This is a genomic window from Xanthomonas sp. NCPPB 3761 (genome assembly GCF_041475705.2).
In the GTDB taxonomy this organism is placed as follows: domain Bacteria; phylum Pseudomonadota; class Gammaproteobacteria; order Xanthomonadales; family Xanthomonadaceae; genus Xanthomonas; species Xanthomonas phaseoli.
The window spans coordinates 3,287,260-3,313,045 of sequence record NZ_CM191262.1 but is presented as its reverse complement, the minus strand read 5'-3'; the positions used below and the strand labels follow the sequence as shown (position 1 = coordinate 3,313,045).

The following is a 25,786-nucleotide window of genomic DNA, read 5'->3' as shown; positions in this document are numbered from 1 at the left end:
AATCGCAAAAGCGCGTTCCCGTCACCGAGTCCGTTGCCCGGCTTCTCCAATTCCCGTTTCTCGATTCCCCATTCCCGGCTCCGAGGGAGCACGCCATGAGCACCATCGACTTCACCTCCTTCCTCAAGCTGATGGCGCATCAGAAGGCGTCGGATCTGTTCATCACCTCGGGGATGCCGCCGGCGATCAAGGTGCACGGCAAGATCAGCCCGATCACGCAGACGCCGTTGACCGCGCAGCAGAGCCGCGACCTGGTGTTGAACGTGATGACGCCGTCGCAGCGCGAGGAATTCGAAAAGACCCACGAGTGCAATTTCGCCATCGGCGTGTCCGGGGTCGGGCGTTTTCGTGTGAGCTGTTTCTACCAGCGTAACCAGGTGGGCATGGTGTTGCGCCGGATCGAAACGCGCATCCCCACCGTGGACGAGCTGAGCTTGCCTCCGGTGATCAAGACACTGTCGATGACCAAGCGCGGCATCATCATCTTCGTCGGCGCCACCGGGACCGGTAAGTCGACCTCGCTGGCGGCGATGATCGGGTACCGCAACCAGAACTCGACCGGGCACATCATCACCATCGAAGACCCGATCGAATTCGTGCACAAGCACGAGGGCTGCATCATTACCCAGCGCGAGGTCGGCATCGATACCGACAGCTGGGAAAACGCGCTGAAGAACACCCTGCGCCAGGCGCCGGACGTGATCATGATCGGCGAGGTGCGCACCCGCGAAGGCATGGACCATGCAATCGCCTTCGCCGAAACCGGCCACCTGGTGCTGTGCACGCTGCACGCCAACAACGCCAACCAGGCGATGGACCGCATCATCAACTTCTTCCCCGAGGATCGGCGCAACCAGCTGTTGATGGACCTGTCGCTCAACCTCAATGGCGTGGTCGCGCAGCAGCTGATTCCGACCCCGGACGGCCGCGGCCGCCGCGTGGCGATGGAAATCATGCTGGGCACGCCGCTGGTGCAGGACTACATCCGCGACGGCGAGATCCACAAGCTCAAGGAGATCATGAAGGAGTCCACCAACCTGGGCATGCGCACCTTCGACCAGAGCCTGTTCGAGCTCTACCAGGCCGGCGAAATCAGCTACGAAGACGCGTTGCGCTACGCCGACTCGCAGAACGAAGTGCGTCTGCGCATCAAACTCTCGCAGGGCGGCGATGCCAAGACCTTGTCGCAGGGCCTGGACGGAGTGGAAATTTCCGAAGTGCGCTGAGTGCTGCGCGCCTCGGCGTCCGCGTGCACGGAGTGCCTGTGCCGAAGGGTCGCAAGCGCGGGGATCTGACCAGACATGCACGGCGCTGACCTGCTGGCCCCACGGCGGCGCCAGCGCGTCTGCGCGTGGCTGCCAATTCATGCCCGGCGTGGCCGCCAGCGTTGCGCCAGGATCGCACCGACCACGCGGCCCTGTCCGCCGAGCGGAGGGAGCGCCTGGGCGCACCGAGGAAAATGACGGTCCGGCTCGCGTCGTGCGCGCATCTGCCGACGATCGAGGAGCCCGGCCCTACCTTTGCCGCGCCGCCCCGGCATGCCCGGTTGCTGCGGAGGAGGGCGGCGGTCGACCGCCGGCCCAGGTGCCCCGGTCACGCAGCGAGCCTGCGAGGCGTCGGCCCGGTTTCAGATGTAACCGGATGGGTCGATAGTGTCTAATATCGCACCCCACTGCAGTGCCCAAGCCCGTGAGCCTTCCCGATTCCGATCTGCGACCGGAGCAAGAACCCTTGCCCGACGGTGGTGCCGTGGTCACCGCCGGCCCGCTCACGCCTCCGCCGGATTCGGCCGGGACTGCCGCCGACGATCACGCCTTCCATCATTCGGTGGCTGAGGATGCGCAAGGCATGGTGTTGGCGACCCTGGTGGCATCGCTCGGTCTGGCCATCTTCGCCAAGGGGGGGCTGATGATCGGCGGCATGGCCGGCGTGGCCTTCCTGTTGCACTACGCGCTGCACTGGAATTTCGGCCTGGTGTTCGTGCTGGTCAATCTGCCGTTCTACTGGCTCAGCGTGCGCCGGATGGGGTGGGAATTCACCCTGAAGACCTTCGCGGCAGTCGGCGCGTGCGGCGTGCTGACCAACCTGCTGCCGCGCTGGGCCGACTATGCGCACATGAGCACGGCCTTTTCGGCGATCGTCGGCGGCGCGCTGTCTGGCCTGGGGATCTTGTTCTTCATTCGCCACCGCGGCAGCCTGGGCGGCATCGGCATCCTGGCGGTGTACCTGCAGCGCGAGCGTGGCTGGAGCGCGGGCAAGGTGCAAATGAGCTTCGATGCGATGCTCATGCTGGTCGCCTTCTTCGTGCTGACCCCGGACAAGGTGCTGTATTCGGCCATCGGTGCCCTGATGCTGAGTCTGGTGCTGATGTTCAATCACCGCCCGCACCGGTATATGGGTGTGTGACGCGGGCCGAAGATCGCTGGCATGGCACGTCCGGGAGCGGCGAAGACGATGTCGCGGCCAGCTGTCAGCGGGATCGGCTGACTTCCCCCGCAAGCGCAGCGTTCCAGCGATGCATGCCGCTTTCCGCGCGCCGGCCAGGCCCGCCTGGCGCCACGCGCCGTCGTTTGTCAGCGGTTCTCGATGTTTTCGCGTGCCGGGCAATCGGTAGGCAACTGCAGGCGTTGCATCAATCCGCGCGCATCGAACGGCGCGTGCACCTTCATGTCGTTGTCGAAATAACAGTACACATCGCGCATTGCGCGTTTGCGGGCGCGTGCACCGACACGGGCTGCATCGTGCGGTTCGGCTCCGTCGGCCCACGCGGCGATGCGTGCTGCCCAGCGATCCAGTGCGGTGTCGCTGTAGCCGCTGGCGTACAACTGCGCATCGCCATGCAGGCGCACATAGACGAAATCGGCGCTGATGTCCTCCAGGTACGGGAATTTCCCTGCGGTGTCGGCGACCACCACCGCGACATTGTGACGCCGCAGCAGGCGCATGCAGGCTGGATCGCAGAAGCTGTCGTGACGCACTTCCAATGCGTGACGGATCGGCCGCTGGCGATCGATCGCCAGGGCGCTGCGCCCCTGCATCAGCGCGGTATCGCGCTGGCGCGCCCGCGCCAACGCGGCCTCGCTATCGCGCGGCAGGCTGCCTAGAAATGCGTCCAGCAGCGCGGCATCGAACCGGAGTGTCGGCGGTAGCTGCCACAGGATCGGGCCCATTTTGGCGCCCAGCCGCAATATTCCGGAAGCGAAGAAGTTGGCCAGCGCCTGCTCGCAATCGCGCAGGCGCTTCATATGGGTGATGAAGCGCGGGCCCTTGACCGAAAACACGAAGTCCTCGGGCGTTTCGTCATGCCAGCGCTGGAAGCTGTCTGGGCGCTGCAGCGAATAAAAGGAGCCATTGATTTCCACGCTGGGAAAGCAGCCCGCGGCGTATTCGAGCTCGCGCCGCTGGGCCAGGCCAACCGGATAGAACGTGCCGCGCCAGCGTGCATAACGCCAACCGGAAATGCCGATGCGAATAGCCATACGCACGAGCATTTCGCGTACGCCGTGCAAGAGGTGTCTAGCCGCGCTGGACCGTGCGCGTTTTCGCCGGCTTTTGCGCCTGCAGCCAGGGCGGCGCCAGTGCCCGGATCTGCGCAAACACCGGGCACCGGGCGTGATGTGCGCCGGGCAGGTAGCCCAGGCTCATCAGGAACTCGCCGGTGATTTCGCCGCCGGTGAAACGGAAGGTCTTCTTGAACAGCTTGACCCAGGCCGCTTTGTCGAGCGGGTGGTGGGCGTCCAGCCACTGCGCGAAGCCGCCGTGCGTGGCGCGTAGCGCCTGGATGACCTGTGCGTTGTGGATGGCCGCCAGCACCTTGAGACGGTTGCGGATGATGCCGGCATCGCCCATCAACCTGCTGATGTCCTGGTCGGCATATGCCGCAACAGTGTCCACGTCGAAGCCGTCGTAGGCCTTCTGGAAATTGACGCGCTTGCGCAGGATGGTTTCCCAGCTCAGTCCGGCCTGGTTGATCTCCAGCACCAGCCGCTCGAACAACTCGCGTTCGTCGCGCTGCGGAAAGCCGTACTCGTGATCGTGGTAGTGGCCATGGACCGGATGGCCTGGGGCGATGCTGCAATAGCTGCTCATGGCAACGGATCTACCTGATGCCTTCTTCTGTCGGTTTGATGCTGATGCGGCGGTCGCCCGGAAGCACCAGGTCCGGCCAGCGGGGTGGCTGTGTCTGGATCTGGCCGTTGCGCAGGGCCTCGCGCAATGCATTCTGGGCGTTGACGCTGCCGGAATAGAGCCGGGTCGTGCCTGCCTGGTACCAGCCCTGCTGGTTGCGTGCATGCAGCACGCAGTCGATCGCATACTCGCCTTTGACATTGCACAACAGCACGTCGGGTTTGCCATCGCCGTCGAGGTCGTCGCTGCTGACCACGCAGTTGCTGTCGTTCTGCGTGCACTCCCCGCGATCCTGCAGGCGCGGTGTCGAGGTCATCAGATAGTTCCACCAATCCGCAGGCGGCTCTGCCTTGCCCGCCGCCACGGTCACATGCGTACGGACCTGGGCCAGGTCGGTCAGTTCTTTGGTCTGCGGATGCTCGGGGTCCTCATCGTCGCTCCAGCGTGTGGTGCGTGCCAGCAGCCGCTCCAGCTTCTGTTTGCGCACCGCGTCGCCGGAAAAGGTGGGGTCCTGGCGTAGCGACTGCACCGCTAGATAGCCGCGGCGGCCGTTCTCGAAGCGCAGAAACTCCAGGTTCGTGTTCACGGCGTCGGGCGTGGCGTTGGCCAGCCGCTGCATCTGGCTACGCACAGTGATGCGGTACGGGTCCAGCAACGGGGTGTTGACCAGGATCGCCAGGCCGATCACCACCCACGACAGCGTCTTGTTGCCGCTGGCCAGATGCGGCAGCCAACGGTGGGCGCGTGGCCGCAGCACCGCAAACGCGTAGGCCAGGGCGTATCCCAGCGCCAGCACGGCCAGCAACGCGGCGCAGAGACGCTCGCTGGTCCAGCCGTGCTGCGCAATACGCAACGCCACCGCATAGGCCGCCAGCCCCGCATGCAGCGGCAGGCTGACCAGGCCGGCCTCGACCACCCGACGCAGCCAGCGCAGATACGGCGGCTGCACACTGCCATCGCGGTACACCGCATTGGTGAACAGCACCAGCCCGAACACCAGGCTCAGCAGGATCGACGCCGCCGAACGGGTCTGCCACAGCGCCTGCAACCCAGTGAACGGCAGCACCAGCAGGAACAGCAGCGCGATGCCTGCTAGCAACGGCAGCAGGCCAGTGCACAGCGAGAACAGGATCTGCCGCATCACCTGCACCGCGCGGTGCTGGGTGCGCCCGATCAGGATGCCCAGCCCCGCGATGATGCCGGTCGCCAGATAGATGAAGGCCTGTTCGCGGAACAGTTCCCGGAAAACCATGATCTTGACCAGTGCAAACAGGCTGGCCCACAACCACAGCACCATCCAGCACACCCAGACGAACAGCAGCGCCAGTGCCAGGGTCAGCGCGTTCTGCCAGGCAAATTCAAACAGATCGTGGTAGCCGGCCCGCCAATGGCCGTGCCGTTGCCGGTGCTGCAGCCAGGGCAGGGCGACGAACCACCCGACCGTGACGGTAAAAGTGAACGACCACAGCACCTCGCCAGTCTGCAGGGCTGGCGCGCCTGTGGCGCTCCACGCCGCCCAGCTGGCCAGGGCGGCCAGCACCAGGGTGCTGACGGCCACGTGCTGCCACAGGCGCCAATCGCGCAGATGCTGCAGACTCAGCAGCACCAGGCTGGGTACGGTCAACACCAGGGTGTACCAGCAGATCCGAACCCCCAGTTCGTTGAACGGCCGCACGCCCTGTTGTTCACCCCATGCGGCCAGATACAGCAGGCAGCCCTGCAGCAGCGCGACAAGTACGATGCAGGCGCGGGTCTGGCGGGGCAGTGGCGTATCGGCAAGTGCGGCGGCGGGTGTGGTCGGCATCGTCGGTCCTTGGCGGCGTCAGGCGCCAAGTATGGCAGCGGCTCTGCGCGCGGCGAAGCGAACGGCTAGAATGCGGCCATGTCCGTTTTGCCCATGCCTCTGGCCAACCAACTGCTGATTGCGCTTCCGGCGCTGTCCGACCCCACCTTTTCGCGCAGCGTCGCGCTGATCTGTCAGCACGACGAGAACGGCGCCATGGGCGTGCTGGTCAACCGGCCCTCCGAATACACCCTGGGCGAAGTGTTGTCGCAGATGGGCATCGACACCGACGACGAGCCGCTGCGCGAGCAGGTCGTGCTCAGCGGCGGGCCGGTGCATCCCGAGCGCGGTTTCGTGATCCATGACGATGCGCGCGAATGGGATTCCAGCCTGGAAGTGGGGCAGGGCGTGTTCCTGACCACCTCGCGCGACATCCTCGAAGCGATGGCGGCCGGCAACGGCCCGCGTAATGCGCTGGTCGCCTTGGGTTGCGCGGGTTGGGGCGCCGGCCAGCTGGAATTCGAGCTGGGCGAGAACAGCTGGCTCACCGCGCCGTCGGATGCCAATGTGCTGTTTGCGACCGCGCTGGAAGATCGCTGGCAGACCGCTGCCGGGCGCATCGGCGTGGACCTGTTCCGGCTCACGGATTATTCCGGGCATGCCTGAGGCGGGCGCGATTCGCCCCGATGGCACGGTGCTGGGCTTCGACGTGGGGTCGCGCCGGATCGGCGTGGCAGTCGGAACCGCGCTCGGTGCCGGCGCGCGCGCGGTGGCCGTGATCAATGTGCATGCCAACGGCCCGGACTGGGTTGCGCTGGACCGCGTCTACAAGCAATGGCAACCGGATGGCCTGGTGGTCGGCGACCCGCTCACGCTGGACGACAAGGACCAACCCGCCCGCAAACGCGCACACGCGTTCGCCCGCCAGCTGCGCGAGCGCTACGCGCGACCGGTTGTGCTGATCGACGAGCGCTCCAGTTCGGTTGAGGCTGCGCAGCGTTTCGCGCGCGAGCGTGCCGATGGGCGCAAGCGCCGCCGCGATGCCGAAGCGCTCGATGCGATGGCCGCGGCGGTGATCGTCGAACGCTGGTTGGCCGCGCCCGACCAGGCCACCCTTCTTCCTTGACTCCCGACCTGCGATGACCACCATGCAACTCGATTCGGACGGACGCCTGCGCCACCTGCTCACCCTGGAAGGACTGCCGCGCACCACCCTGCTGCAATTGCTCGACCGCGCCGGCCAGATCCGCGATGCGGCGGTCGGGCGTGTGGGCAAGCGCAGCGTGCTGGCGGGCACGGCGGTGTGCACGCTGTTCTTCGAACCCTCCACGCGCACGCGCAGCTCCTTCCATCTGGCGGCGCAGCGGCTGGGCGCGGACGTGCTCAATTTCGATGCATCCACCTCGTCCACCCGCAAGGGCGAAACCGCACGCGACACCTTGAAGAATCTCGAAGCGATGGGCGTGCGCGGCTTCGTGGTGCGTCACCCCGACGACGGCGCGGTGGAAGCGCTGGCCGCAGCCGCGGGCGAGGGCACCGCGTTGATCAATGCCGGCGACGGGCGTAGTGCGCATCCCACCCAGGGCCTGCTCGACATGCTCACCCTGCGCCAGGCCAAGGGCACCGATTTTTCCAAGCTCAAGGTCGTCATCGTCGGCGACGTCAAGCACTCGCGCGTGGCACGCTCGGACCTGCATGCCTTGCGCACGCTGGGCGCCGGCGAGATCCGCGTCTGCGGCCCGGCCAGCCTGCTGCCCGATGACGGCATACTGGAGGGCTGCCTAGTCGGCCAGGATTTCGATGCGATGCTCGAAGGCGCCGATGCGCTGATGATGCTGCGCCTGCAGCGCGAGCGCATGGAAGAAGGCCTGGTTCCCTCGCTGGAGCAGTACCACGCCGAATACGGTCTGACCCGCGAGCGCTTGGCGCGTGCCGGCCGCGACGCCGCGGTGCTGCACCCGGGTCCGATCAACCGCGGCGTGGAAATCACCGATGAAGTGGCCGACGGCGCGCAATCCTGCGTGCTACGGCAGGTCGCCAACGGCGTCGCCGTGCGCATGGCCGTGCTGGAAACCCTGCTCGGCTGAGCACGGCTGCGCATGCCTCTTGTTAGCCGCTCCACGAGCGGCAACGCCACCTCGCAACAACGCGCGGTGGCCTTTGATCCATGCATCGGCGATTGCGACGAGACAGCCGCTTATCCCCGAACATACATCGTGGTCCGTCGCGCGGTGACGTTCGATGCGCAACGTCACGCGTGCAGACAAACAGTCGCTCGCTGCCTGACATGCCCGGCGATCTGCTCTTGCGATTCCCGATTCCCGATTCCCCATTCCCCATTCCCCATTCCCCATTCCCAGCACCACCAGCTAACACCCACTCACCTATCGTGAGCGCTCCTTTCAGCGCAGGAGATTGCAATGGGTATTTCACGTCACGCCACCGCCCACTGGGAAGGCGATCTCAAGACCGGCAAGGGCCAGCTCAGCACGCCACAGAGCGGCCTGATGGACAACACCCGTTATGCCTTCAGCAGCCGCTTCGGCGACGAGAAGGGCACCAATCCGGAAGAGCTCATCGCCGCTGCGCATGCCGGCTGTTTCACCATGGCGTTGTCTGCGCAGTTGACCGAAGCCGGTTTTCCGCCGGCCTCCCTGGATACGCGCGCCGATGTGGATCTATCGATGGAAGGCGGCCCGCAGTTGTCGCAGATTCGCCTCAAGCTCAAGGCCGTGGTGCCGGGCATCGACGAGGCCAAGTTCCGCGAGCTGGCCGACAGCGCCAAGAAAAATTGCCCGGTGTCCAAGGCGCTGAGCGCCGTGCCGGTCAGCCTGGAAAGCGAGTTTTCCAACTAGTGCCGATACCGCTGCGACGCGTCGGCGCAGACGCCCGGCGCGCGCAGCTGGCGGCAACCTGAATAGGGCTTTTCGCGGCCGGGTTGGTTCAGTGCGGTTTCACTGGCGCAGGCCGAGCATCGGCAGCGTGTCCTCCCTATGAAGCTGCCGCAATGAAAACTCTCGTGCTTGGTGCTCTGGTGATGGGTCTGGTCGTGGCGGGCAATGCCACGGCACAGCGCTATGACAGCGGCTACGAGGATGGCCGTTACGAATACGCGCGCGTCGTGCGCGTGGATCCGATCATCGTTGCCGACTCGTACAACGAACGCACCAGCGAACGTTGCTACGATCGTCCCGCCGACGGTTACTACACCAGCAATGACGGGTACTACCGCGATGGTGGCTATGCTCAGGCCGGTGTGTCCAATCGCGGCGTCGCCAGCGTCATCGGCGGCATTGCGGGCGCCGTGCTCGGCAGCCAGGTCGGCGGCGGCAATGGTCGTCTGGTCGGCACCGCCGTGGGCACCATGGCGGGCGTCGCGGCGGGACGCTCGATCTACGAGGCCAATCACCGCACGTATCAGGGCAATGTGAGGGTGTGCGAGCCGGTGTCCTACCGCCGCGAACGCGACCGCGTGGATGGATACGACGTCACCTACGAATACGCCGGCCGCACTTACCACACGCGTAGCGATTACAACCCGGGCGACCGTATCCGGGTGCGCGTGGACGTTCGCCCTGACTGATCGGTGCCGGATGCATGCGGTGCCGCTGGTTCCGGCATCTGGCTGAAAAGAACGCTGCGGGCAACCGCAGCGTTCTTGTGTTTTGCGAGGTGATTGCAGCCTGCAATGCCTCAACAATGCTTCGGCGCTGATCGATGCCAGGCGCCTTGCTGTTTCACGCAAGCGCTGATGTGCGGTGCACGAGCCGTGATCAGAAATTGGCTGCACCTGCAGGCCACCTCGCTGCGTTGGATCCTGCGCAGCAGCGTTGCTACCGCCCTAGAACGTGTGATGCACGTTCAGATGAGATGCGTTGGCCGCTGACGGCCAACCCGCCGGGAAGCGCCCCGTGGCGCGCCGACTAAGCCCAGTCCAACGTGCCGCGAATCACCGTCTGCACCTGGCCACCCGACCACACGTCACCATCGGCGTCGATGTGCAGTTCCAACAGGGCATCGAAGCCGATTTCGCGGCCCTGGCTGACGACATAACGACGGTCGGTGCCGGGCAATGCGTCACGGCTGTCCAGCCATGCGGCGAGGACCGCATTGGCCGCGCCGGACGCCGCATCCTCGAAACGCCGGCCATTGCCGACGAAGGCACGTACCGCCAGATCGTAGGTGCCCGGCGCGTTGGCGCGTGCATACGCAAACACGCCCATGCTGCCGGTGGATTCTGCCAATCCAGCGATCGCGTCCCAGTCCGGCTGCAGGCCGCGCAACGCCGCTTCGCTGGCGAGTTCGACCACCCACCAGGTGCGGCCGCCGTCCATCAGCGCAGGCGCTAGCGTGCCCAGCGGCCAGCCCTGCAAGGCATCGCGCAGGCGCGGGTCGTCGGCATTCACCTGCTCGGCCACGCGCGCGCGTGGCGTGCGGATCGCGATGCTGCGGTGGCTGCCGCGCTGCTCGACGCGCAGCGGCAACCGACCCGCGATGCCGTCCTGCACCAGGACGCCGTCCTGTGGTGCGGCCAGGCCGGCTTCGAGCACGGCATGTGCAGTGCCCACGCTGGGATGGCCGGCAAACGGCACCTCTTTTTGCGGCGAAAACATGCGCAGCCGGTAGCTGCTGTGTGCGCTTTCGGCGGGAAAGACGAAGGTGGTTTCCGGCAGCTTGGTCCAGCGTGCGATGGCCTGCATCGCCGCGTCGTCCAGACCCTGCGCATCCAGTACCACCGCCAGCGGATTGCCGCTGCCGGGGCGTGCGGAGAACACATCCAATTGCAGGAAACGGCGAGTGGTCATGAGCGTCGATCCGCGGTGAGGGCGCGGCAGCTTACCAATCGATGCGGCCGTCGATCACCTGCTGCGTCGCTCCGCCAATCCAGACTTCGCCTTGCGCGTCCACCTCCACATGGACACGGCCGTCGCGGCCAACCTCGCGGCCCTGGCTGGCGAGGTAGCGCGATCCCGCCCCGGGCAGGCGGCCTTCGCCGTGCAAGCGTGCGGCAATACAGGCATTGGCGCTGCCGGTGACCGGGTCTTCCGCAATGCCATCGCCCGGGCAGAACGCGCGGACGACCAGGTCGGCATCGCCATCGTGCACAGGCGCGTAGATGGCCAGGCCAACGGCGGCGCTGGCCCGGGTCAGGCGCGCGATGGCGGCAAGGTCCGGGGCTGCCTGCCGTACCGCCTGCGCGTCGGCCAATTCCTGAAGCCACCAGTTCGGGCCGTTGTTCCAGAGCGCGGCAGGCTGCGCACTCGCGCGCAGGCCAGTGCAGGCGGCACGCAGCGCCTGGGCGTACGTGTCGCCCGTGTCGATGGTGCGTGCGTGCGGTGCGCGCAGTCGTACCAGCAAGGCGCCGTGCCGGTCGAATACCTCGACCGGCAGCACGCCGGCCGCACATTGCTGGCGCAGCCGGCCGTCGGGCTTGTACGCGGTCACGCCGTGGGTCACCGCCGCCCACGCTGCGCCGACGCTGGGGTGTCCGGCAAATGGCAGCTCGGCACGCGGGGTGAAGATGCGGATGTGGTAGTCGGCATCGGGCACGCTGACCGGCAGGAAGAAGATGGTCTCGGACAGATCCAGCCACGCGGCGATCTGCTGCATCTGCGCAGACGACAACGTCTCTGCATTGAAGACCACGCCCAGCGGGTTGCCGCTGCCGGCCCGGGCGGCGAAAACATCCAGTTGCAGATAGCGGTGCTTGCTCATGCTGGGAAAATCTCGATCGAAAGGGGGGCGCGGCGATGGTTGCAGTGCAAACCGATACGGCAGTGGATGTGCGACGGAACGCTGTGATCGCACGCGGGGTCATGCGAGCGGCATTGGCAGTAGAATCGGAGGTTCCGCTCGGCATCCCGGGCATCTTCCCCCCCATCCTAAACGCCTATCTCAATGTCAGCTCCCCACTCTACCGATCGTTGGATCGTCCTCAAGTTCGGCGGCACTTCGGTGTCGCGTCGTCATCGCTGGGACACGATTGGAAAACTGGCGAGCAAACGGGCGAACGAGACCGGCGGTCGCGTGCTGGTGGTGGTGTCCGCATTGTCGGGCGTGACCAACGAGCTCACCGCCATTGCCGACGGTGCCGCAGATAGCGCACAGCGCGTGGCGGCACTGGACCAACGACATCGCGACTTCCTGGCCGAGCTCGAACTGGACGCCGATGCGGTGCTGGGCGAACGACTGGCCGCGCTGCATGCTTTGCTGGGCGACGCGCGCGCTGCAACGCGCACGCTGGAGTGGCAGGCCGAGGTGTTGGGGCAGGGCGAGTTGCTGTCCTCCACCATCGGTGCGGCGTATCTGCATGCCAGCGGCCTGGACATGGGCTGGCTGGATGCGCGCCAGTGGCTGTCGGCGCTGCCGCCGCAGCCCAATCAGAGCGAATGGTCCAAGCGCCTGTCGGTGTCGTGCCAGTGGCAGTCCGATGCGGAGTGGCGCACGCGTTTCGCCGCGCAGCCGACACGCTTGCTGATCACGCAAGGTTTCATTTCGCGGCATGCCGATGGCGGCACCGCGATTCTGGGACGTGGCGGTTCGGATACCTCGGCGGCGTACTTCGGTGCGCTGCTCGGCGCCAGCCGGGTGGAAATCTGGACCGACGTGCCTGGCATGTTCAGCGCCAACCCGAAGGAAGTGCCCGACGCACGCCTGCTGACCCGGCTGGATTACTACGAAGCGCAGGAGATCGCCACCACCGGCGCCAAGGTGCTGCATCCGCGTTCGATCAAGCCGTGCCGCGATTCCGGCGTGCCGATGGCGATCCTGGACACCGAACGCCCGGATCTGCCGGGCACCAGCATCGATGGCAATGCCGAGCCGGTGTTGGGCGTCAAGGCGATCAGCCGCCGCAACGGCATCGTGCTGGTGTCGATGGAAGGTATCGGCATGTGGCAGCAGGTCGGCTTCCTGGCCGATGTGTTCACGCTGTTCAAGAAGCATGGCCTGTCGGTGGATCTGATCGGTTCGGCCGAGACCAACGTCACCGTGTCGCTGGATCCTTCGGAAAACCTGGTCAACACCGATGTGCTGGCGGCGTTGTCGGCGGATCTGTCGCAGATCTGCAAGGTCAAGATCATCGTGCCGTGCGCGGCCATCACGCTGGTGGGGCGCGGCATGCGTTCGCTGCTGCACAAGCTCTCCGATGTGTGGGCCACGTTCGGGCAGGAACGCGTGCACATGATTTCGCAGTCGTCCAACGACTTGAACCTGACCTTCGTCATCGACGAAGCCGATGCCGACGGTTTGCTGCCGATCCTGCACGCGGAACTGATCGACAGCGGCGCGATGCCGGTCAGCGAGGGCGAGGTATTCGGCCCGCGCTGGCGGCAGATCATCGGCTCGGTACGTCCGCGTCCCACGCCGTGGTGGCATGCCGAGCGCGCGCATCTGCTGTCGCTGTCCAAGGCCGGCACGCCGCGTTACGCGTACCACCTGCCCACGGTGCGCGCGCGGGCGCATGCGCTGGCGCAGATTGCCGCGGTGGATCAGCGCTATTACGCGATCAAGGCCAATGCGCATCCGGCCATCTTGATGGCGCTGGAACAGGCCGGCTTCGGGTTGGAATGCGTCTCGCACGGCGAATTGCGCCGCGTATTCCAGGCGCTGCCGGAACTGTCGCCACGGCGCGTGCTGTTCACGCCGAGCTTTGCGCCCAAGGCCGAATACGAAGCGGCCTTCGCGCTGGGCGTGACGGTGACCGTGGACAACGTCGAAGCGCTGCGCAACTGGCCCGAGGTGTTCCGTGGCCGCAGTATCTGGCTGCGCATCGATCTGGGGCACGGCGACGGGCACCACGAGAAGGTCAACACCGGCGGCAAGGCGTCCAAGTTCGGCCTGTCGTCCACGCGCGTGGATGAATTTGTCGAGGTGGCGCGCACGCTCGAGCTCACCATCACCGGCGTGCATGCGCATCTGGGCAGTGGCGTGGAGACCGGCGAGCACTGGCGGATGATGTACGACGAGTTGGCCGGCTTCGCGCGCCGCATCGGCACGGTGGAAACCATCGATATCGGTGGCGGCCTGCCGATTCCGTACAGCGCCGAAGACGAGCCGTTCGATCTGGAGGTGTGGGCCAAGGGCCTGGCCGAGGTCAAGGCCGTGCATCCGGGCTACCGCCTGGCGATCGAGCCGGGCCGCTATCTGGTGGCCGAAGCCGGCGTATTGCTGGCCAGCGTCACCCAGGTGATCGAGAAGGACGGCGTGCACCGCGTGGGCCTGGATGCGGGCATGAACACTTTGATCCGCCCGGCGTTGTACGACGCCTGGCACGACATCGAAAACCTCAGCCAACTCGACACGCCGGCCGATGGCACGTTCGATATCGTCGGGCCGATCTGCGAATCGTCGGACGTGTTCGGCAAGCGTCGCCGGCTGCCTGCGACCACCGCGCCGGGCGATGTGGTGCTGGTCGCCGATGCCGGTGCCTACGGCTACTCGATGGCCAGCACCTACAATCAGCGCGGATTGCCGCGCGAAGAGGTGATCGATGCGTCCACTGGCTGAGTTCGTCGCACTCAGCACGTTGGCCGGTGGCGTGGCGATGGTGTTTTCCACCGCCATCGACATCGCCGGGCAACCGGCCCCGTGGACCGATAGCTTGAAGTGGGCAATCCCCGCGCTGGTCGCTGCCGGCATCGGCGCGTGGAGCGCAGCGCTCTGGCAGCGTCGGCGTGCCAAGCGTGCACGAGCGCAGCACGCCGGCGGCATGGCATTGCGCACCGTGGTGCTGGGTGCGCTTGGCTATCTGCCGGCGCTGCTGCTGTATCTGCTGGTCGCGTTGGCCATCACCGGCGACGCAACGGTGATTCGCTCGGACGTGATGCTGCTGTTGTTCGTGATCGGTTGCCTGCCGCTGCTATGGGCGGCGGTGCCGTTTTCCATGATTGAATATGTCCTGTGCCGACGTTATCTGCGTCGTGTACGTGTTTCTGCAGGTAGTCCATGAGCGCTTTCGACAAACATCAGATGTCCACCTTCCGCTTCGTGCGTTGCGCACTCGACGCGCAGACCGGCGTGGCCACGCTGGTGTATGCCTTCGATCAAGGCCCGGAGCTGGTCGAGACCGTGGCAGTGCCGGGCGCCCCTTTCGTGCTGGAAGGCGCGCAGGCGACTGCCGTGCAACAGGCGTTGCGGTTGCTGCATCTCATTGCAGGGGTCAGTTATTTCAAGGCTGCGGTGCCGCCGAACATCGCCATCGACAGCTACGCCATCGATGCCGAGACGGCCGCGCTGGTGGAAAGCGTGTATCTGCACGGCCTGGGCGAATTTGCCTACCGCAATGGCTTGCATCTGCACGGCAAGATCCACTTCCCGGTGGCGGCGCAGGCCGCCGCCGCCGCGCCGGCAGTGGGGTTGCGCGAGCATGCGCTGGTGGCGATCGGGGGCGGCAAGGATTCGCTGGTCAGCATCGAGGCGCTGCGCCAGGCCGGCGTGGCGCAGACCGTCAGCTGGATCGGCGGTTCGCAACTGATCCGTGCCTGTGCAGAACGCACCGGTTTGCCGGTCCTCAACATCGGCCGCGTGCTGGCACCGGAATTATTCGAACTCAATCGCCAGGGCGCGTGGAACGGGCATATCCCGGTGACCGCGGTGAACTCGGCCATCCTGGTGCTGGCGGCGCTGCTCAACGGGGTGGACCAGGTGGTGTTCTCCAACGAACGTTCGGCCAGCTACGGCAGCCAGATTCCCGGCACCGGCGAGGTCAATCACCAGTGGTCCAAAGGCTGGGCGTTCGAGCAGGCATTCGGCGATTACGTGCAGCGGCATGTGGCGGCCGATCTGCGCTATTACTCGTTGCTGCGGCCGCTGTCCGAGTTGGCGGTGGCGCGGCAATTCGCCAAGACCGATCACTACGACGCGCACTTTTCCAGCTGCAACCGCAACTTCCACATCATGGGCGAGCGCCCGGTGCATCGCTGGTGCGGCGTGTGCCCGAAATGCCATTTCGTGTTCCTGGCGCTGGCGCCGTTCATGCCCAAGACGCGGTTGGTCAACATCTTCGGACGTAATCTGCTCGACGATGCGACCCAGGCCGGCGGCTACGACGCGCTGCTGGAATTCCAGGACCACAAGCCGTTCGAATGCGTGGGCGAAGGCCGCGAATCGCGCGCGGCGATGGCGGTGCTGGCCAGCCGCGCCGAGTGGAAGGAGGACGCGTTGGTGAAGCGCTTCATCCGCGACATCCAGCCGCAGCTCGACCCAGATGATCTGCAGGTCGAGCCACTCATGGCCATCGATGGCGAGCACCGGGTTCCGTCGACGCTGTGGGAGCGCGTGCGTGCGAATTTCGCAGCTTGAAGGCAAGACCGTTGCGTTGTGGGGCTGGGGGCGCGAAGGACGCGCAGCGTATCGTGCGCTGCGCGCGCAGCTGCCGACGCAAGCGCTGACGGTGTTCTGCAACGCCGAAGAGGCGCGCGAGATCGAGGCGCTGGCAGATGCAGCCTTGCAGGTGGAAACCGATGCCAGCGCGCAGGCGCTTGGGCGATTCGAGATCGTCGTGAAGTCGCCCGGCATCAGCCCGTATCGCCCCGAGGCATTGGCCGCTGCCGCGCAGGGTACGCGCTTCATCGGCGGCACCGCGTTGTGGTTTGCCGAACACGCGCAGGCGGACGGCAGCGTGCCTGGCGTCATTTGCGTGACCGGCACCAAGGGCAAGAGCACCACCACCGCGTTGCTGGCGCACCTGTTGCGCGCGGCCGGGCATCGCACGGCATTGGTCGGCAATATCGGCCAGCCCTTGCTGGAAGTGCTGGCACCGCAGCCGCCACCGGCGTATTGGGCGATCGAGTTGTCCAGCTATCAGACCGGCGATGTCGGGCGCAGCGGCGCGCGCCCCGAGCTGGCGCTGGTGTTGAATCTGTTTCCCGAGCATCTGGACTGGCATGGCGACGAAGCGCGCTATGTGCGCGACAAGCTGTCGCTGGTAACCGAAGGCCGGCCGCGCATCGCCTTGCTCAACGCTGCCGACCCGCTGCTCGCCGGGTTGCAGTTGCCCGATAGCCAGGTGCGTTGGTTCAATCATTCCGCCGGCTGGCATCTGCGTGGCGACGTGGTGTACCGCGGCGAGCAGGCCATTTTCGATACCGCCGATGTGCCACTGCCGGGCGAGCACAATCGCCGCAACCTGTGCGCGGTGCTGGCGGCGATGGAGGCCTTGGGCCTGGATGCGGCGGCACTTGCGCCGGCGGCAGCGAGCTTTCGTCCATTGCCGAACCGCTTGCAGTGGCTGGGAAGCGTGGATGGCATCGGCTACGTCAACGATTCCATCAGCACCACGCCGCATGCCTCGCTGGCGGCACTGGCGTGCTTTGCGCAGCGACGCGTGGCGCTACTGGTTGGTGGCCATGATCGCGGGCTGGATTGGCACGATTTCGCCCAACAGATGGCGCAGCAGGCGCCGCTGGAAATCGTGACCATGGGCGCCAACGGTCCCCGCATCCATGCCTTGCTGGCGCCGCTGGCCGAGGCGGGGCGCTTCGGCTTACATGCGGCCAACGATCTCGAACACGCCATGGGACTGGCGCGCGCTGCGCTGGGCGAGCAGGGCGGCGTGGTGCTGCTCTCGCCGGGGGCGCCCAGCTTCGGCGCCTACAGCGACTACGTAGCCCGCGGCCGGCATTTCGCCCAGCTGGCAGGGTTCGATCCGGCAGCGATCAGCGCGATTGACGGATTGGGTATCCACTAGAAGCGGCCGGCAGGAACCGACGCGGTTCACCGCCAGGCAGGCGCGGCCGTGATGTCTCAACCCGATAGCGCGGCTCCTGCGCGCTGTCCAAGGTTCACCTGAGAGCTGGCCGCTACGTGTTGCTGCCCGGCCCAGTTCCGAGGTCACGGCATTGCCCGGGTCGCCACGAAAACCGTAGCTCGCCACGGATGCGGATATGCCCGGTGCGCTTGGCCCAGCCAACTGGCCGCGCCGCTGCCGGCAGCGCCGATGATGACCCCTCCTGCACGGTGCCAGCGCCTACACTCGCCACACCATCCTGGGAGCAAGCACATGTACAAGCAACGGACATGGCGTGGCGTTGGGTTGATCGGTGTCCTGGCTTCGCTGGCCTTCCCCGCAGCAGCGGCGATGCAGGCCAAGCCGCTGGAATGGAAGATCGGCAAGGACACCTACAGCGGCGTGCTGGTGTACGACGATGCAGGCGATGCCAAGCGCCCGGGCCTGGTGATGGTGCCCAACTGGCGCGGTGTCAACGACTCGGCGGTGACCAAGGCCAAGCAGCTGGCCGGCGACGATTACGTGGTGCTGGTGGCCGACGTGTACGGCAAGGGCAAGCGCCCGGCCAACGACAGCGAGGCTGGGCAATTCGCCGGCGCCCTGAAGAAGGATTCGCCGGAGCTGCGCGCACGCGCGCTCAAAGCGGTAGAGGTGCTCAAGGCGCAGGCCGGCAAGGCGCCGCTGGACGCAGCGCGCATCGGTGCGGTGGGCTTCTGTTTCGGCGGTACCACGGTGCTGGAGCTGGTGCGCTCAGGCGCGCAGCTGGCCGGTGTGGTCAGCCTGCATGGCGGCATCGCGACTCCCAGCCCGGCCGCCGCCGGCTCGGCTAGGACGCCGCTGCTGGTGCTCAACGGTGCCGACGACAAGAGCGTGAGCAAGGCGGATATCGCCGCGTTCGAAACCGAAATGAATGCCGCCGGCGCGGATTGGCAATTCGTCAATTTCAGCGGCGCAGTGCATTGCTTTGCCGAGGCCGATGCCAACAGCCCGCCGGGCTGCCTGTACAACCCGCGCGCGGCCAAGCGGGCGTATCGCATGCTGGGCGATTTCTTCGAAGAGCGGTTTGGGCGATAAGCCGGGAGTGGGGATTGGGGAGTCGGGATTCGCAACAGCGTGGTCCCGTCCTCCAATGCATCAATCCCGGGTTGTGCTCAGCGGTCTGCGCCTAACAATCGTTTGGCGATCACATGTCGGGATTCGTAAGGTGCGACCAATCGCTTTTGCGAATCCCTAATCCCCAATCACAAATCCCGTCCGGCGCGCCTAGCGCGCCGGATCAGTGCGTGCGCTCGACCGCGTAGCGCGCCAGGCCGCGCAGTGCCGCCACGGCAGGGCTGTGCGGTAGGGTTTCCAGCGCCTGTTCGGCGGCAGCGGCGTATTCGGCCGCGCGTTGACGGCTGTAGTCCAGCCCGCCGGTGGCATGGATGGCTGCCAGCACTTCCGGCATCGCCGCTGCATCGCCTTGCTCGACGATCTGTCGCAGGCGCTCTCGGGTGCTCGCATCCGAATGCGCCATCGCGTGGATCAGCGGCAGGGTTGCCTTGCCTTCGGCCAGGTCGTCGCCCAGGTTCTTGCCCAGGTCCGCAGCCTCGGCGGCATAGTCGAGCACGTCGTCGGCGATCTGGAAGGCAAAGCCCAGCTGCATGCCGTAGTCATACAGGTGCTGCTGCACCTGCGCACTTGCGCCGGAGGCAAGCGCACCCAGACGCGTGCCGGCGGCGAACAGCACCGCGGTCTTGCGCTCGATCACGCGCAGGTAGGCGGCTTCGTCGGTGTCCGGGTTGTGCACGTGCAACAGCTGCAGCACCTCGCCTTCGGCGATGCGGTTGGTGGTGTCGGCCAGGATCTGCATGACTTGCATGCGGTCCAGTTCGACCATCAGCTGGAAGCTGCGCGAATAGAGGAAATCGCCGACCAGCACGCTGGGCGCGTTGCCCCACAGCGCATTGGCGGTGCTACGTCCGCGGCGCAGGTCCGATTCGTCCACCACGTCGTCGTGCAGCAGCGTGGAGGTATGGATGAATTCGATGATCGCCGCCAGTTGGTGATGCTCCGGGCCGGAGCCGCCAGCGGCGTGGCCGGCCAGCATCACCAGCATCGGGCGCAGGCGTTTGCCGCCGGCAGAGATGATGTGGTCGGCAATCTGGTTGATCAGCACGACGTCCGAGGCCAGACGGCGGCGGATCAGTGCATCGACCGCGGCCATGTCGGGCGCGGCGAGGGACTGGATCTGGGGCAGGCCCAGCACGGTGGGGAGGTCTTCGGCGATGGTCATGCGCAGGCGTTCGTGATGTGGGCCGATTATAGGTGCCCCGGCCGGATCCGTCCCGCCAGGCACGCCCGGCATCTTCACATTTGCCGCCCTGCGCAGCTGGGACGTCACCCGCAAAGGTCTGTGCGGGCTGGATTTCCGACCCTTGGCAGGGCACTTGCCGGGCAGCGCCGCGCGGCAACCTGCCAGGACCGCCGAGCGGCAGGTGCGGTAACATTGCCGCACAGACATTCATCGTTGCGCGCTCCCGGCGCCAGCGCATCATCTCGGAAGCACCTATGGCCCGCGGCATCAACAAAGTCATCCTCGTCGGCAACCTCGGCAACGATCCCGATACCAAATACACCCAGGCCGGCATGGCAATCACGCGCGTGAGCCTGGCCACCACCAGCATGCGCAAGGACCGCGACGGCAATAACCAGGAACGTACCGAGTGGCACCGCGTGGTGTTTTTCGGAAAGCTGGGCGAAATTGCCGGCGAATACCTGCGCAAGGGGTCGCAGGTCTATGTCGAAGGCGAACTGCGCTACGACAAGTACACCGGCCAGGACGGCGTGGAGAAGTACAGCACCGACATCGTCGCCAACGAGATGCAGATGCTCGGCGGCCGTGGTGAAGGCGGCGGGGGCGGGATGGGCGGCGATCGCCCGCAGCGCTCGGCATCGCGTCAGCAGGGCGGCGGCGGTGGGCAGGGCGGTGGATACGGTGGCGGTGGGCAGGACTATGCGCCGCGCCGTCAGCAGCCGGCCCAGCAACAGTCGGCACCGCCGATGGACGATTTCGCCGACGACGATATCCCGTTCTGATTACCGTTCGTCGTTGCGTCATCCAGGAAGGCCCGCATTGCGCGGGCCTTCTGCGTGATGGGAAGTCCGCGCAGACAGCGGCCGGTTGCGGCAGGATGTTGGCAAGAGCCTGGCGGGTGTCGCGCGTGCTCGGAGGCGCGCGCGGCGTGCGTGCAGCGCCCATCCATCGCAGGCTTGCGCGCAACGCACGCGTTGGGTGCGCCGTCGATGCGTTGCTCGAGCTCGCGACATCCACCTCGCGACAGCCGCCTGATCTCTACGGCAGGTTCGGCGTCCCTGCAGGTCTAGGCCGATGTGCGATTGCGTCCCTTCTGCTTGGCGCGGTACAGCGCCGAATCGGCGTCGTGCACGATGCCGTTGGGGCTCAGCGGCGCTTCGCCCGGTTCGAACGTGGCTGCGCCGATGCTGACGGTGACGTGCGCGCTGGTGGGGCTGGACAGGTGCATCAGGCCGAGCTCGGCGACCGCATTGCGCACGGCGTCGGCCAGGCGCAGCGCGCCGGCGGCATCGGTGTGCGGCAGGATCATGCCGAACTCTTCGCCGCCGTAACGCGCGGCGAGGTCTTCGCTGCGGCGCGAGCAGCCGGCAATGGCGCCCGCGATCAGGCGTAGGCAGGCATCGCCGTTCACGTGGCCATAGGTGTCGTTGTAGAGCTTGAAGTGATCGACATCGATCATCAGCACCGACAATGGCGCCTCCAGGCGAACCGCGTCCTGCAATGCACGCGATAACCGGTGGTCGAAGGCGCGACGATTGGCGATGCCCGTCAGTGCGTCTACCCAGGCTTCGGTGCTCAGCTTGGCCTCGTTGCGATGCATGCGGCGCAGTTGCAGATCCAGCCAGATCCCCACGCCCAGCAGCAGGGTGCAGCCCAGTGCGGCCACCACGATGCGCTGGCGCGCGGCTTGCCGCCAGTTCGCCAACGCATCGTCCACCGAAACGCCGGTCAGCACGGTCAGCGGATAGGGTCGCGCAGGCGCAAAGCTGGAGATGCGCTCCACGCCGTCGATCGGCGAGCGATAGGTGGCGGTGCCGTGCCTGCGTGCGCGCATGGTCACGTAGATCGACGTCCCCGCGATCGAGGTGCCGATCACGCCCTGTTTGTCGGGCCGGCGCACCATCACGATGCCATCGTCGTTGGTCATGCCGATGGTGCCGTGCGGGCCGACTTCGAAGGTGCTGTAGTAGTTCTGGAAATACTTCAGCTGCAGGGTGACCAGCACCACGCCGGCGAACTCGCCACGGGGGGTATTGAGACGGCGGCTCAAGGTCAGCACCCAGGAGCCGTCCGAGCGGCTTTGCACGGGCGGGCCGACCAGCGACAAGGCGTCGCGATGGTCGCGGTGGTATTTGAAATAGGCGCGGTCGGCGTTGTTGTGCGTCCTGGGGGTGCTGTCCAGCGACGAGCTCACCCAACTGCCGTCCGCGGCATAGATGAAGATGCCATGCAGGCGGTCGGAGCGGCGCGCTTCGCGCACCAGAAATTCATGCGTTGCAGAACGCGCGGCGCTGGAGCCCTGGTCGTGTTCGACCCGCGACACCAGCCCGGACAGCACTGCGTCGGCGATGGACAGGGTGTCGCTGGCATGCTGCGCCAGCGAATTGGCCAGATTCAACGACTGCGCCTGGGCGCTGCGCAGCGCGGTCGCGCGCTCTTCATGGATGGACCAGTATTCCGAACCGAGCAGTAGCATCCACGAGGCAGTCAGCACGAAATGCAGCGCGATGCGCTGAGCACGTTGCCGCCGCCGCTTGCTTGTTGAGGTCACTGTGGCTACCTGTCTGGATACCAGGGCGGTGCAACCGCCGTGCCAGCCTACGCGTGGCGGCACCCGCGCCTCGATGCATCAACACGTGCAATGACAGATCTGTGATTGCTGCCTCGCGTTGCATGCAACAGCCCGCTTCCCGCGTCGCCACGCGCGGCAGCCGCTGCAGCAGCGCTCGCTGCATCGCATCACCGCACACGGCGGCAGATGTCGGAGCCAGCTCGACTGCGTTTGCGTAACGGGCAGCATGCTATTCCAGGCACTGAATCACGCTCAGGAGTTGCCCATGCAAGCCATTCGTCTTCGCCATCCGGCCGCCATCGCATCGCTGCAGTCGGTTGCATTGCCCGATCCGGGGCAGCCTGCACGCGGTCAGATCCGCGTGCGCCTGCATGCCAGTTCGCTCAATTTTCATGATCTGGGCGTTGTGCTTGGGCAGATGCCGACCGCAGACGGGCGTATTCCGATGTCCGATGGCGCAGGTGTGGTGGAAGCGGTGGGGCCGGAGGTGGACGAGTTCGCGGTGGGCGATCATGTGGTCTCCACCTTCTTCCAGCAGTGGCTGGACGGCGAGCCGTTGCATGCCGGTTTTGCCACCACCCCGGGCGATGGCGTCGACGGCTATGCGCGCTCGGCGGTCGTCGCCGATGCGCAGGCATTCACCCATGCACCCCGCGGTTACAGCCACGCCGAGGCTGCGACGCTGACCACTGCCGGCGTCACCGCATGGCGCGCGCTTGCGGTCAATGGCCGGCTCAAGGCCGGCGACAGCGTGCTGGTTCTGGGCACCGGCGGCGTGTCGATCTTCGCGCTGCAACTTGCCAAGGCGATGGGCGCGCGCGTGATCGCCACATCCTCATCCGACGAGAAACTGGAGAAGGTGCGAGCGCTCGGTGCCGACCATCTCATCAACTATCGGCAGCATCCCGAATGGTCGGCGCGGGTCCTGGACATCACCGATGGGCGCGGGGTGGACCATGTGGTCGAGGTCGGCGGTCCGGGCACGCTGACGCAATCGATCCGTGCAGCGCGCGTGGGCGGGCACATCGCCTTGATAGGCGTTTTGACCGGTGCCGCTGGGCCGGTTCCGACTGCCGAAATGATGGGGCGCCAGCAACGCTTGCAGGGACTGGTCGTTGGCAGCCGCAGGCATCAACAGGACCTGGTGCGTGCACTCGACAGCTTGCCGCTGCGGCCGGTGATCGATCGCAGTTTTGCGCTGGATGAGATCGGTGACGCCTTCGCACTGCAGAAGGCCGGTAGGCATCTGGGCAAGATCACGCTGGAGTTCTGATCCAGCCTGCTGCATCGCGCGTCGGCGATGCATTCGCACCGCCGGCGCGCCACTTCACTCATCGACGTGGGCAAGGGCTGCCGCCTGCATGACGCTGCTGGCGAGCACAACCAATGCTCCTCGGGTTCGTTCGCTGCTCACGGTGGCCAGTACGCGTGCTGCACGCGCACTATTCCAGGAAACTGCTTGGCTGGCCCGTCCGACTCCAACGTCATCGGCGCATGGGTCGGTCCTCGCCGTGTTCATAGGCGCACGCAGCAACCATCGCCAATGCCGTAAAAGCGAGCATCAGGATCGGGCCATACGCCGCTTCACGCCCGCCGCCGCCGCGCACTCACGCGCTTGTGACCGGCAGCGCTGCACATTTGTTGAGAACTGTAAAAGCCAGCATTGTTGGAGATGCCAGCCATGAGAGACATCAAGATGACCCGTCGCGAGGTATTGATCGCAGGAACGGCATCCGCAGCCAGCGTTGCCGCAACCCAATCGATGGCGGCCACTGCGGCCACTGCGATGTCGCAGCGGCCGCCAGCCGAGCCTGCCAATGCATCCAGCCAGGTTGCTTTCGAGGTGAACGGCAAGCCGGTCACGCTGACATTGGATAACCGCACCACCTTGCTGGATGCGCTGCGCGAACATCTGCATCTCACCGGCACCAAGAAGGGCTGCGATCATGGCCAGTGCGGCGCCTGTACCGTCATCGTCGACGGCCAACGCATGAACGCGTGCCTGTCGCTGGCAGTGATGCACGAGGGCGCCAAGGTCACCACCATCGAAGGGTTGGGCACGCCGGACAAGCTGCATCCGATGCAGGCGGCGTTCGTCAAGCACGATGGCTACCAATGCGGGTATTGCACGCCCGGGCAGATCTGTTCGGCAGTGGCGGTGCTGGACGAGGTGAAGCGTGGCATCCCCAGCCATGTCACCGAAGACCTCACCGGCAAGGCCAGACTCACCACGCCCGAGTTGCAGGAGCGCATGAGCGGCAATATTTGCCGCTGCGGTGCCTATTCCAACATCGTTGAAGCCATCAACGATGTTGCCGGAGGCCGCGCATGAAGGCCTTTAGCTACGAGCGCGCCACCTCGCCAGCCGATACTGCAGCCAAGGCCGCGCGTCAGCCCGGTGCCAAATTCATCGCAGGCGGGACCAACTTGCTCGATCTGATGAAGCTGCAGATCGAAACGCCGTCGCATCTGATCGATGTCAACGGCCTGCGCCTGGATACCATCGAGGCCACGCCCGACGGCGGCCTGCGCATCGGCGCACTGGTGCGCAACACCGACCTCGCGGCCGACCAACGCGTGCGCCGCGATTACGCCGTGCTGTCGCGCGCATTGTTGGCCGGTGCCTCGGGACAGCTGCGCAATCGCGCCACCACGGCAGGTAATCTGCTGCAACGGACGCGTTGTCCCTATTTCTACGACACCAACCAGCCGTGCAACAAGCGACTGCCTGGTAGCGGCTGCGCGGCCATCGGCGGATATAACCGGCAGCTGGCAGTGATCGGTGCCAGCGAGGCGTGCATCGCCACCCATCCCAGCGATATGGCCATCGCCATGCGCCTGCTCGATGCCGTGGTGGAGACGGTACGCCCGGATGGGCAGACGCGCGCGGTGGCCTTGTCCGAGTTCTATCGGGCACCGGGAACGACGCCGCATCTGGAAACCGTGCTGGAGCGCGGCGAATTGATCACCGCCGTTACCTTGCCCAAGCCGCTCGGTGGCACGCATGTGTATCGCAAGGTGCGCGACCGTGCCTCGTATGCGTTCGCCCTGGTGTCAGTGGCCGCCGTCGTGCAGCGCGATGGCAGTGCACGCGTCGCAGTCGGCGGCGTCGCGCACAAGCCATGGCGCAGCGAAGCGGCCGAAGCCCGATCGAAAGAGGGTGCCCGCGCCATTGCGTCCGTGCTGCTCGACGGCGCCCAGCCCACCGAACACAACGCATTCAAGCTGCCGCTGGTCGAGCGCACCTTGGCCGCGATCCTGGCCGACACGAGGGCCTGA

General features: G+C 66.1%; 23 protein-coding genes. 16 read left to right on the top strand and 7 right to left on the bottom strand.

From position 1 onward, the window contains the following. Positions 1 to 95 precede the first annotated feature (95 nt). Complete coding sequence (locus ACCQ00_RS14480; RefSeq protein ID WP_372353966.1) at positions 96 to 1,226, top strand: PilT/PilU family type 4a pilus ATPase; 1,131 nt, start codon at positions 96 to 98, stop codon at positions 1,224 to 1,226. A 505-nt stretch (positions 1,227 to 1,731) separates the two neighbouring features. Beyond that, positions 1,732 to 2,406 carry a YitT family protein gene (locus ACCQ00_RS14475; RefSeq protein WP_039573830.1) on the top strand — a complete coding sequence of 225 codons (675 nt, stop codon included), beginning with the start codon at positions 1,732 to 1,734 and terminating at the stop codon, positions 2,404 to 2,406. A 167-nt stretch (positions 2,407 to 2,573) separates the two neighbouring features. Here ACCQ00_RS14475 and ACCQ00_RS14470 read toward each other — a convergent pair whose 3' ends face one another. The 3 genes from ACCQ00_RS14470 to ACCQ00_RS14460 are packed head-to-tail and all read right to left on the bottom strand — an operon-like array spanning position 2,574 to position 5,932. Further along, complete coding sequence (locus tag ACCQ00_RS14470; protein WP_017157670.1) at positions 2,574 to 3,509, bottom strand: DUF72 domain-containing protein; 936 nt, start codon at positions 3,507 to 3,509, stop codon at positions 2,574 to 2,576. Between the two features lie 7 nt (positions 3,510 to 3,516). Next, positions 3,517 to 4,089, bottom strand: a complete 573-nt coding sequence (locus ACCQ00_RS14465; protein WP_017157669.1) for a DNA-3-methyladenine glycosylase I — start codon at positions 4,087 to 4,089, stop codon at positions 3,517 to 3,519. A gap of 10 nt (positions 4,090 to 4,099) precedes the next feature. After that, positions 4,100 to 5,932: a DUF4153 domain-containing protein gene (locus ACCQ00_RS14460; RefSeq protein WP_039573832.1), complete on the bottom strand. Its 1,833-nt coding sequence runs from the start codon at positions 5,930 to 5,932 to the stop codon at positions 4,100 to 4,102. A 78-nt stretch (positions 5,933 to 6,010) separates the two neighbouring features. Between ACCQ00_RS14460 and ACCQ00_RS14455 the strand changes: the two genes are divergently transcribed. From ACCQ00_RS14455 to ACCQ00_RS14435, 5 genes are all read left to right on the top strand, one after another. Next, entirely contained in the window at positions 6,011 to 6,577 is a 567-nt protein-coding gene (locus ACCQ00_RS14455; protein ID WP_017158999.1) for a YqgE/AlgH family protein, read from the top strand. Continuing rightward, positions 6,570 to 7,037, top strand: a complete 468-nt coding sequence (ruvX, locus tag ACCQ00_RS14450) for a Holliday junction resolvase RuvX (RefSeq protein WP_039573835.1) — start codon at positions 6,570 to 6,572, stop codon at positions 7,035 to 7,037. The genes ACCQ00_RS14455 and ruvX overlap by 8 nt, the downstream gene beginning before the upstream one ends. 13 nt (positions 7,038 to 7,050) lie before the next feature. Next, positions 7,051 to 7,998 carry an aspartate carbamoyltransferase catalytic subunit gene (locus tag ACCQ00_RS14445; protein WP_039573837.1) on the top strand — a complete coding sequence of 316 codons (948 nt, stop codon included), beginning with the start codon at positions 7,051 to 7,053 and terminating at the stop codon, positions 7,996 to 7,998. Positions 7,999 to 8,331: 333 nt separating this feature from the next. Beyond that, positions 8,332 to 8,766, top strand: coding sequence for an OsmC family protein (locus ACCQ00_RS14440; RefSeq protein ID WP_039583535.1), 435 nt, complete (start codon positions 8,332 to 8,334; stop codon positions 8,764 to 8,766). Positions 8,767 to 8,918: 152 nt separating this feature from the next. After that, entirely contained in the window at positions 8,919 to 9,494 is a 576-nt protein-coding gene (locus tag ACCQ00_RS14435; RefSeq protein ID WP_017157223.1) for a glycine zipper 2TM domain-containing protein, read from the top strand. Positions 9,495 to 9,834: 340 nt separating this feature from the next. Here the strand turns inward: ACCQ00_RS14435 and ACCQ00_RS14430 are convergent, their stop codons facing one another. Both ACCQ00_RS14430 and ACCQ00_RS14425 read right to left on the bottom strand, forming a co-directional pair. Continuing rightward, positions 9,835 to 10,716: a PhzF family phenazine biosynthesis protein gene (locus ACCQ00_RS14430; RefSeq protein WP_039573843.1), complete on the bottom strand. Its 882-nt coding sequence runs from the start codon at positions 10,714 to 10,716 to the stop codon at positions 9,835 to 9,837. A gap of 31 nt (positions 10,717 to 10,747) precedes the next feature. Beyond that, positions 10,748 to 11,626 (bottom strand): PhzF family phenazine biosynthesis protein, encoded by an 879-nt coding sequence (locus ACCQ00_RS14425; RefSeq protein ID WP_039573847.1) that lies wholly within the window; start codon positions 11,624 to 11,626, stop codon positions 10,748 to 10,750. Between the two features lie 183 nt (positions 11,627 to 11,809). Here ACCQ00_RS14425 and ACCQ00_RS14420 point away from each other — a divergent pair, with 183 nt between their 5' ends. The 5 genes from ACCQ00_RS14420 (at position 11,810) to ACCQ00_RS14400 (ending at position 18,713) form a co-directional block, all read left to right on the top strand. Continuing rightward, positions 11,810 to 14,419 (top strand): bifunctional aspartate kinase/diaminopimelate decarboxylase, encoded by a 2,610-nt coding sequence (locus ACCQ00_RS14420; protein WP_372353965.1) that lies wholly within the window; start codon positions 11,810 to 11,812, stop codon positions 14,417 to 14,419. Continuing rightward, entirely contained in the window at positions 14,403 to 14,861 is a 459-nt protein-coding gene (locus ACCQ00_RS14415) for a hypothetical protein (protein WP_039573853.1), read from the top strand. Before ACCQ00_RS14420 ends, ACCQ00_RS14415 begins: the two co-directional genes overlap by 17 nt. Then, positions 14,858 to 16,213 (top strand): UDP-N-acetyl-alpha-D-muramoyl-L-alanyl-L-glutamate epimerase, encoded by a 1,356-nt coding sequence (gene murL, locus ACCQ00_RS14410; protein WP_039573856.1) that lies wholly within the window; start codon positions 14,858 to 14,860, stop codon positions 16,211 to 16,213. The genes ACCQ00_RS14415 and murL overlap by 4 nt, the downstream gene beginning before the upstream one ends. After that, positions 16,194 to 17,600: a UDP-N-acetylmuramoyl-L-alanine--D-glutamate ligase gene (murD, locus tag ACCQ00_RS14405; RefSeq protein ID WP_039573857.1), complete on the top strand. Its 1,407-nt coding sequence runs from the start codon at positions 16,194 to 16,196 to the stop codon at positions 17,598 to 17,600. Before murL ends, murD begins: the two co-directional genes overlap by 20 nt. Before the next feature lie 312 nt (positions 17,601 to 17,912). Beyond that, positions 17,913 to 18,713 carry a dienelactone hydrolase family protein gene (locus ACCQ00_RS14400; protein WP_039573859.1) on the top strand — a complete coding sequence of 267 codons (801 nt, stop codon included), beginning with the start codon at positions 17,913 to 17,915 and terminating at the stop codon, positions 18,711 to 18,713. A gap of 202 nt (positions 18,714 to 18,915) precedes the next feature. On the opposite strand, the gene ACCQ00_RS14395 is transcribed toward ACCQ00_RS14400, so the two are convergent. After that, a complete protein-coding gene (locus ACCQ00_RS14395; RefSeq protein WP_017157215.1) occupies positions 18,916 to 19,914 on the bottom strand; it encodes a polyprenyl synthetase family protein in 999 nt (332 codons plus the stop codon). A gap of 275 nt (positions 19,915 to 20,189) precedes the next feature. Between ACCQ00_RS14395 and ACCQ00_RS14390 the strand changes: the two genes are divergently transcribed. Beyond that, positions 20,190 to 20,717: a single-stranded DNA-binding protein gene (locus ACCQ00_RS14390; protein ID WP_099770622.1), complete on the top strand. Its 528-nt coding sequence runs from the start codon at positions 20,190 to 20,192 to the stop codon at positions 20,715 to 20,717. A gap of 284 nt (positions 20,718 to 21,001) precedes the next feature. Here ACCQ00_RS14390 and ACCQ00_RS14385 read toward each other — a convergent pair whose 3' ends face one another. Continuing rightward, complete coding sequence (locus ACCQ00_RS14385; RefSeq protein ID WP_180301663.1) at positions 21,002 to 22,549, bottom strand: sensor domain-containing diguanylate cyclase; 1,548 nt, start codon at positions 22,547 to 22,549, stop codon at positions 21,002 to 21,004. A 223-nt stretch (positions 22,550 to 22,772) separates the two neighbouring features. Here ACCQ00_RS14385 and ACCQ00_RS14380 point away from each other — a divergent pair, with 223 nt between their 5' ends. From ACCQ00_RS14380 to ACCQ00_RS14370, 3 genes are all read left to right on the top strand, one after another. Then, entirely contained in the window at positions 22,773 to 23,780 is a 1,008-nt protein-coding gene (locus ACCQ00_RS14380) for a zinc-dependent alcohol dehydrogenase family protein (protein WP_372353964.1), read from the top strand. A gap of 408 nt (positions 23,781 to 24,188) precedes the next feature. Then, a complete protein-coding gene (gene paoA / locus ACCQ00_RS14375) occupies positions 24,189 to 24,839 on the top strand; it encodes an aldehyde dehydrogenase iron-sulfur subunit PaoA (protein ID WP_039570484.1) in 651 nt (216 codons plus the stop codon). After that, positions 24,836 to 25,786: an FAD binding domain-containing protein gene (locus tag ACCQ00_RS14370; RefSeq protein WP_039570487.1), complete on the top strand. Its 951-nt coding sequence runs from the start codon at positions 24,836 to 24,838 to the stop codon at positions 25,784 to 25,786. Before paoA ends, ACCQ00_RS14370 begins: the two co-directional genes overlap by 4 nt.

Coding starts and splice junctions, on each gene's coding strand:
- ACCQ00_RS14370 (WP_039570487.1), top strand. CDS start 24,836: ATGAAGGCCTTTAGCTACGAGCGCGCCACCTCGCCAGCCGATACTGCA.
- ACCQ00_RS14380 (WP_372353964.1), top strand. CDS start 22,773: ATGCAAGCCATTCGTCTTCGCCATCCGGCCGCCATCGCATCGCTGCAG.
- ruvX (WP_039573835.1), top strand. CDS start 6,570: ATGCCTGAGGCGGGCGCGATTCGCCCCGATGGCACGGTGCTGGGCTTC.
- paoA (WP_039570484.1), top strand. CDS start 24,189: ATGAGAGACATCAAGATGACCCGTCGCGAGGTATTGATCGCAGGAACG.
- murL (WP_039573856.1), top strand. CDS start 14,858: ATGAGCGCTTTCGACAAACATCAGATGTCCACCTTCCGCTTCGTGCGT.
- ACCQ00_RS14390 (WP_099770622.1), top strand. CDS start 20,190: ATGGCCCGCGGCATCAACAAAGTCATCCTCGTCGGCAACCTCGGCAAC.
- ACCQ00_RS14435 (WP_017157223.1), top strand. CDS start 8,919: ATGAAAACTCTCGTGCTTGGTGCTCTGGTGATGGGTCTGGTCGTGGCG.
- ACCQ00_RS14425 (WP_039573847.1), bottom strand. CDS start 11,626: ATGAGCAAGCACCGCTATCTGCAACTGGATGTTTTCGCCGCCCGGGCC.
- ACCQ00_RS14465 (WP_017157669.1), bottom strand. CDS start 4,089: ATGAGCAGCTATTGCAGCATCGCCCCAGGCCATCCGGTCCATGGCCAC.
- ACCQ00_RS14480 (WP_372353966.1), top strand. CDS start 96: ATGAGCACCATCGACTTCACCTCCTTCCTCAAGCTGATGGCGCATCAG.
- ACCQ00_RS14420 (WP_372353965.1), top strand. CDS start 11,810: ATGTCAGCTCCCCACTCTACCGATCGTTGGATCGTCCTCAAGTTCGGC.
- ACCQ00_RS14455 (WP_017158999.1), top strand. CDS start 6,011: ATGTCCGTTTTGCCCATGCCTCTGGCCAACCAACTGCTGATTGCGCTT.
- ACCQ00_RS14400 (WP_039573859.1), top strand. CDS start 17,913: ATGTACAAGCAACGGACATGGCGTGGCGTTGGGTTGATCGGTGTCCTG.
- ACCQ00_RS14430 (WP_039573843.1), bottom strand. CDS start 10,716: ATGACCACTCGCCGTTTCCTGCAATTGGATGTGTTCTCCGCACGCCCC.
- ACCQ00_RS14415 (WP_039573853.1), top strand. CDS start 14,403: ATGCGTCCACTGGCTGAGTTCGTCGCACTCAGCACGTTGGCCGGTGGC.
- ACCQ00_RS14460 (WP_039573832.1), bottom strand. CDS start 5,932: ATGCCGACCACACCCGCCGCCGCACTTGCCGATACGCCACTGCCCCGC.
- ACCQ00_RS14440 (WP_039583535.1), top strand. CDS start 8,332: ATGGGTATTTCACGTCACGCCACCGCCCACTGGGAAGGCGATCTCAAG.
- ACCQ00_RS14445 (WP_039573837.1), top strand. CDS start 7,051: ATGACCACCATGCAACTCGATTCGGACGGACGCCTGCGCCACCTGCTC.
- ACCQ00_RS14395 (WP_017157215.1), bottom strand. CDS start 19,914: ATGACCATCGCCGAAGACCTCCCCACCGTGCTGGGCCTGCCCCAGATC.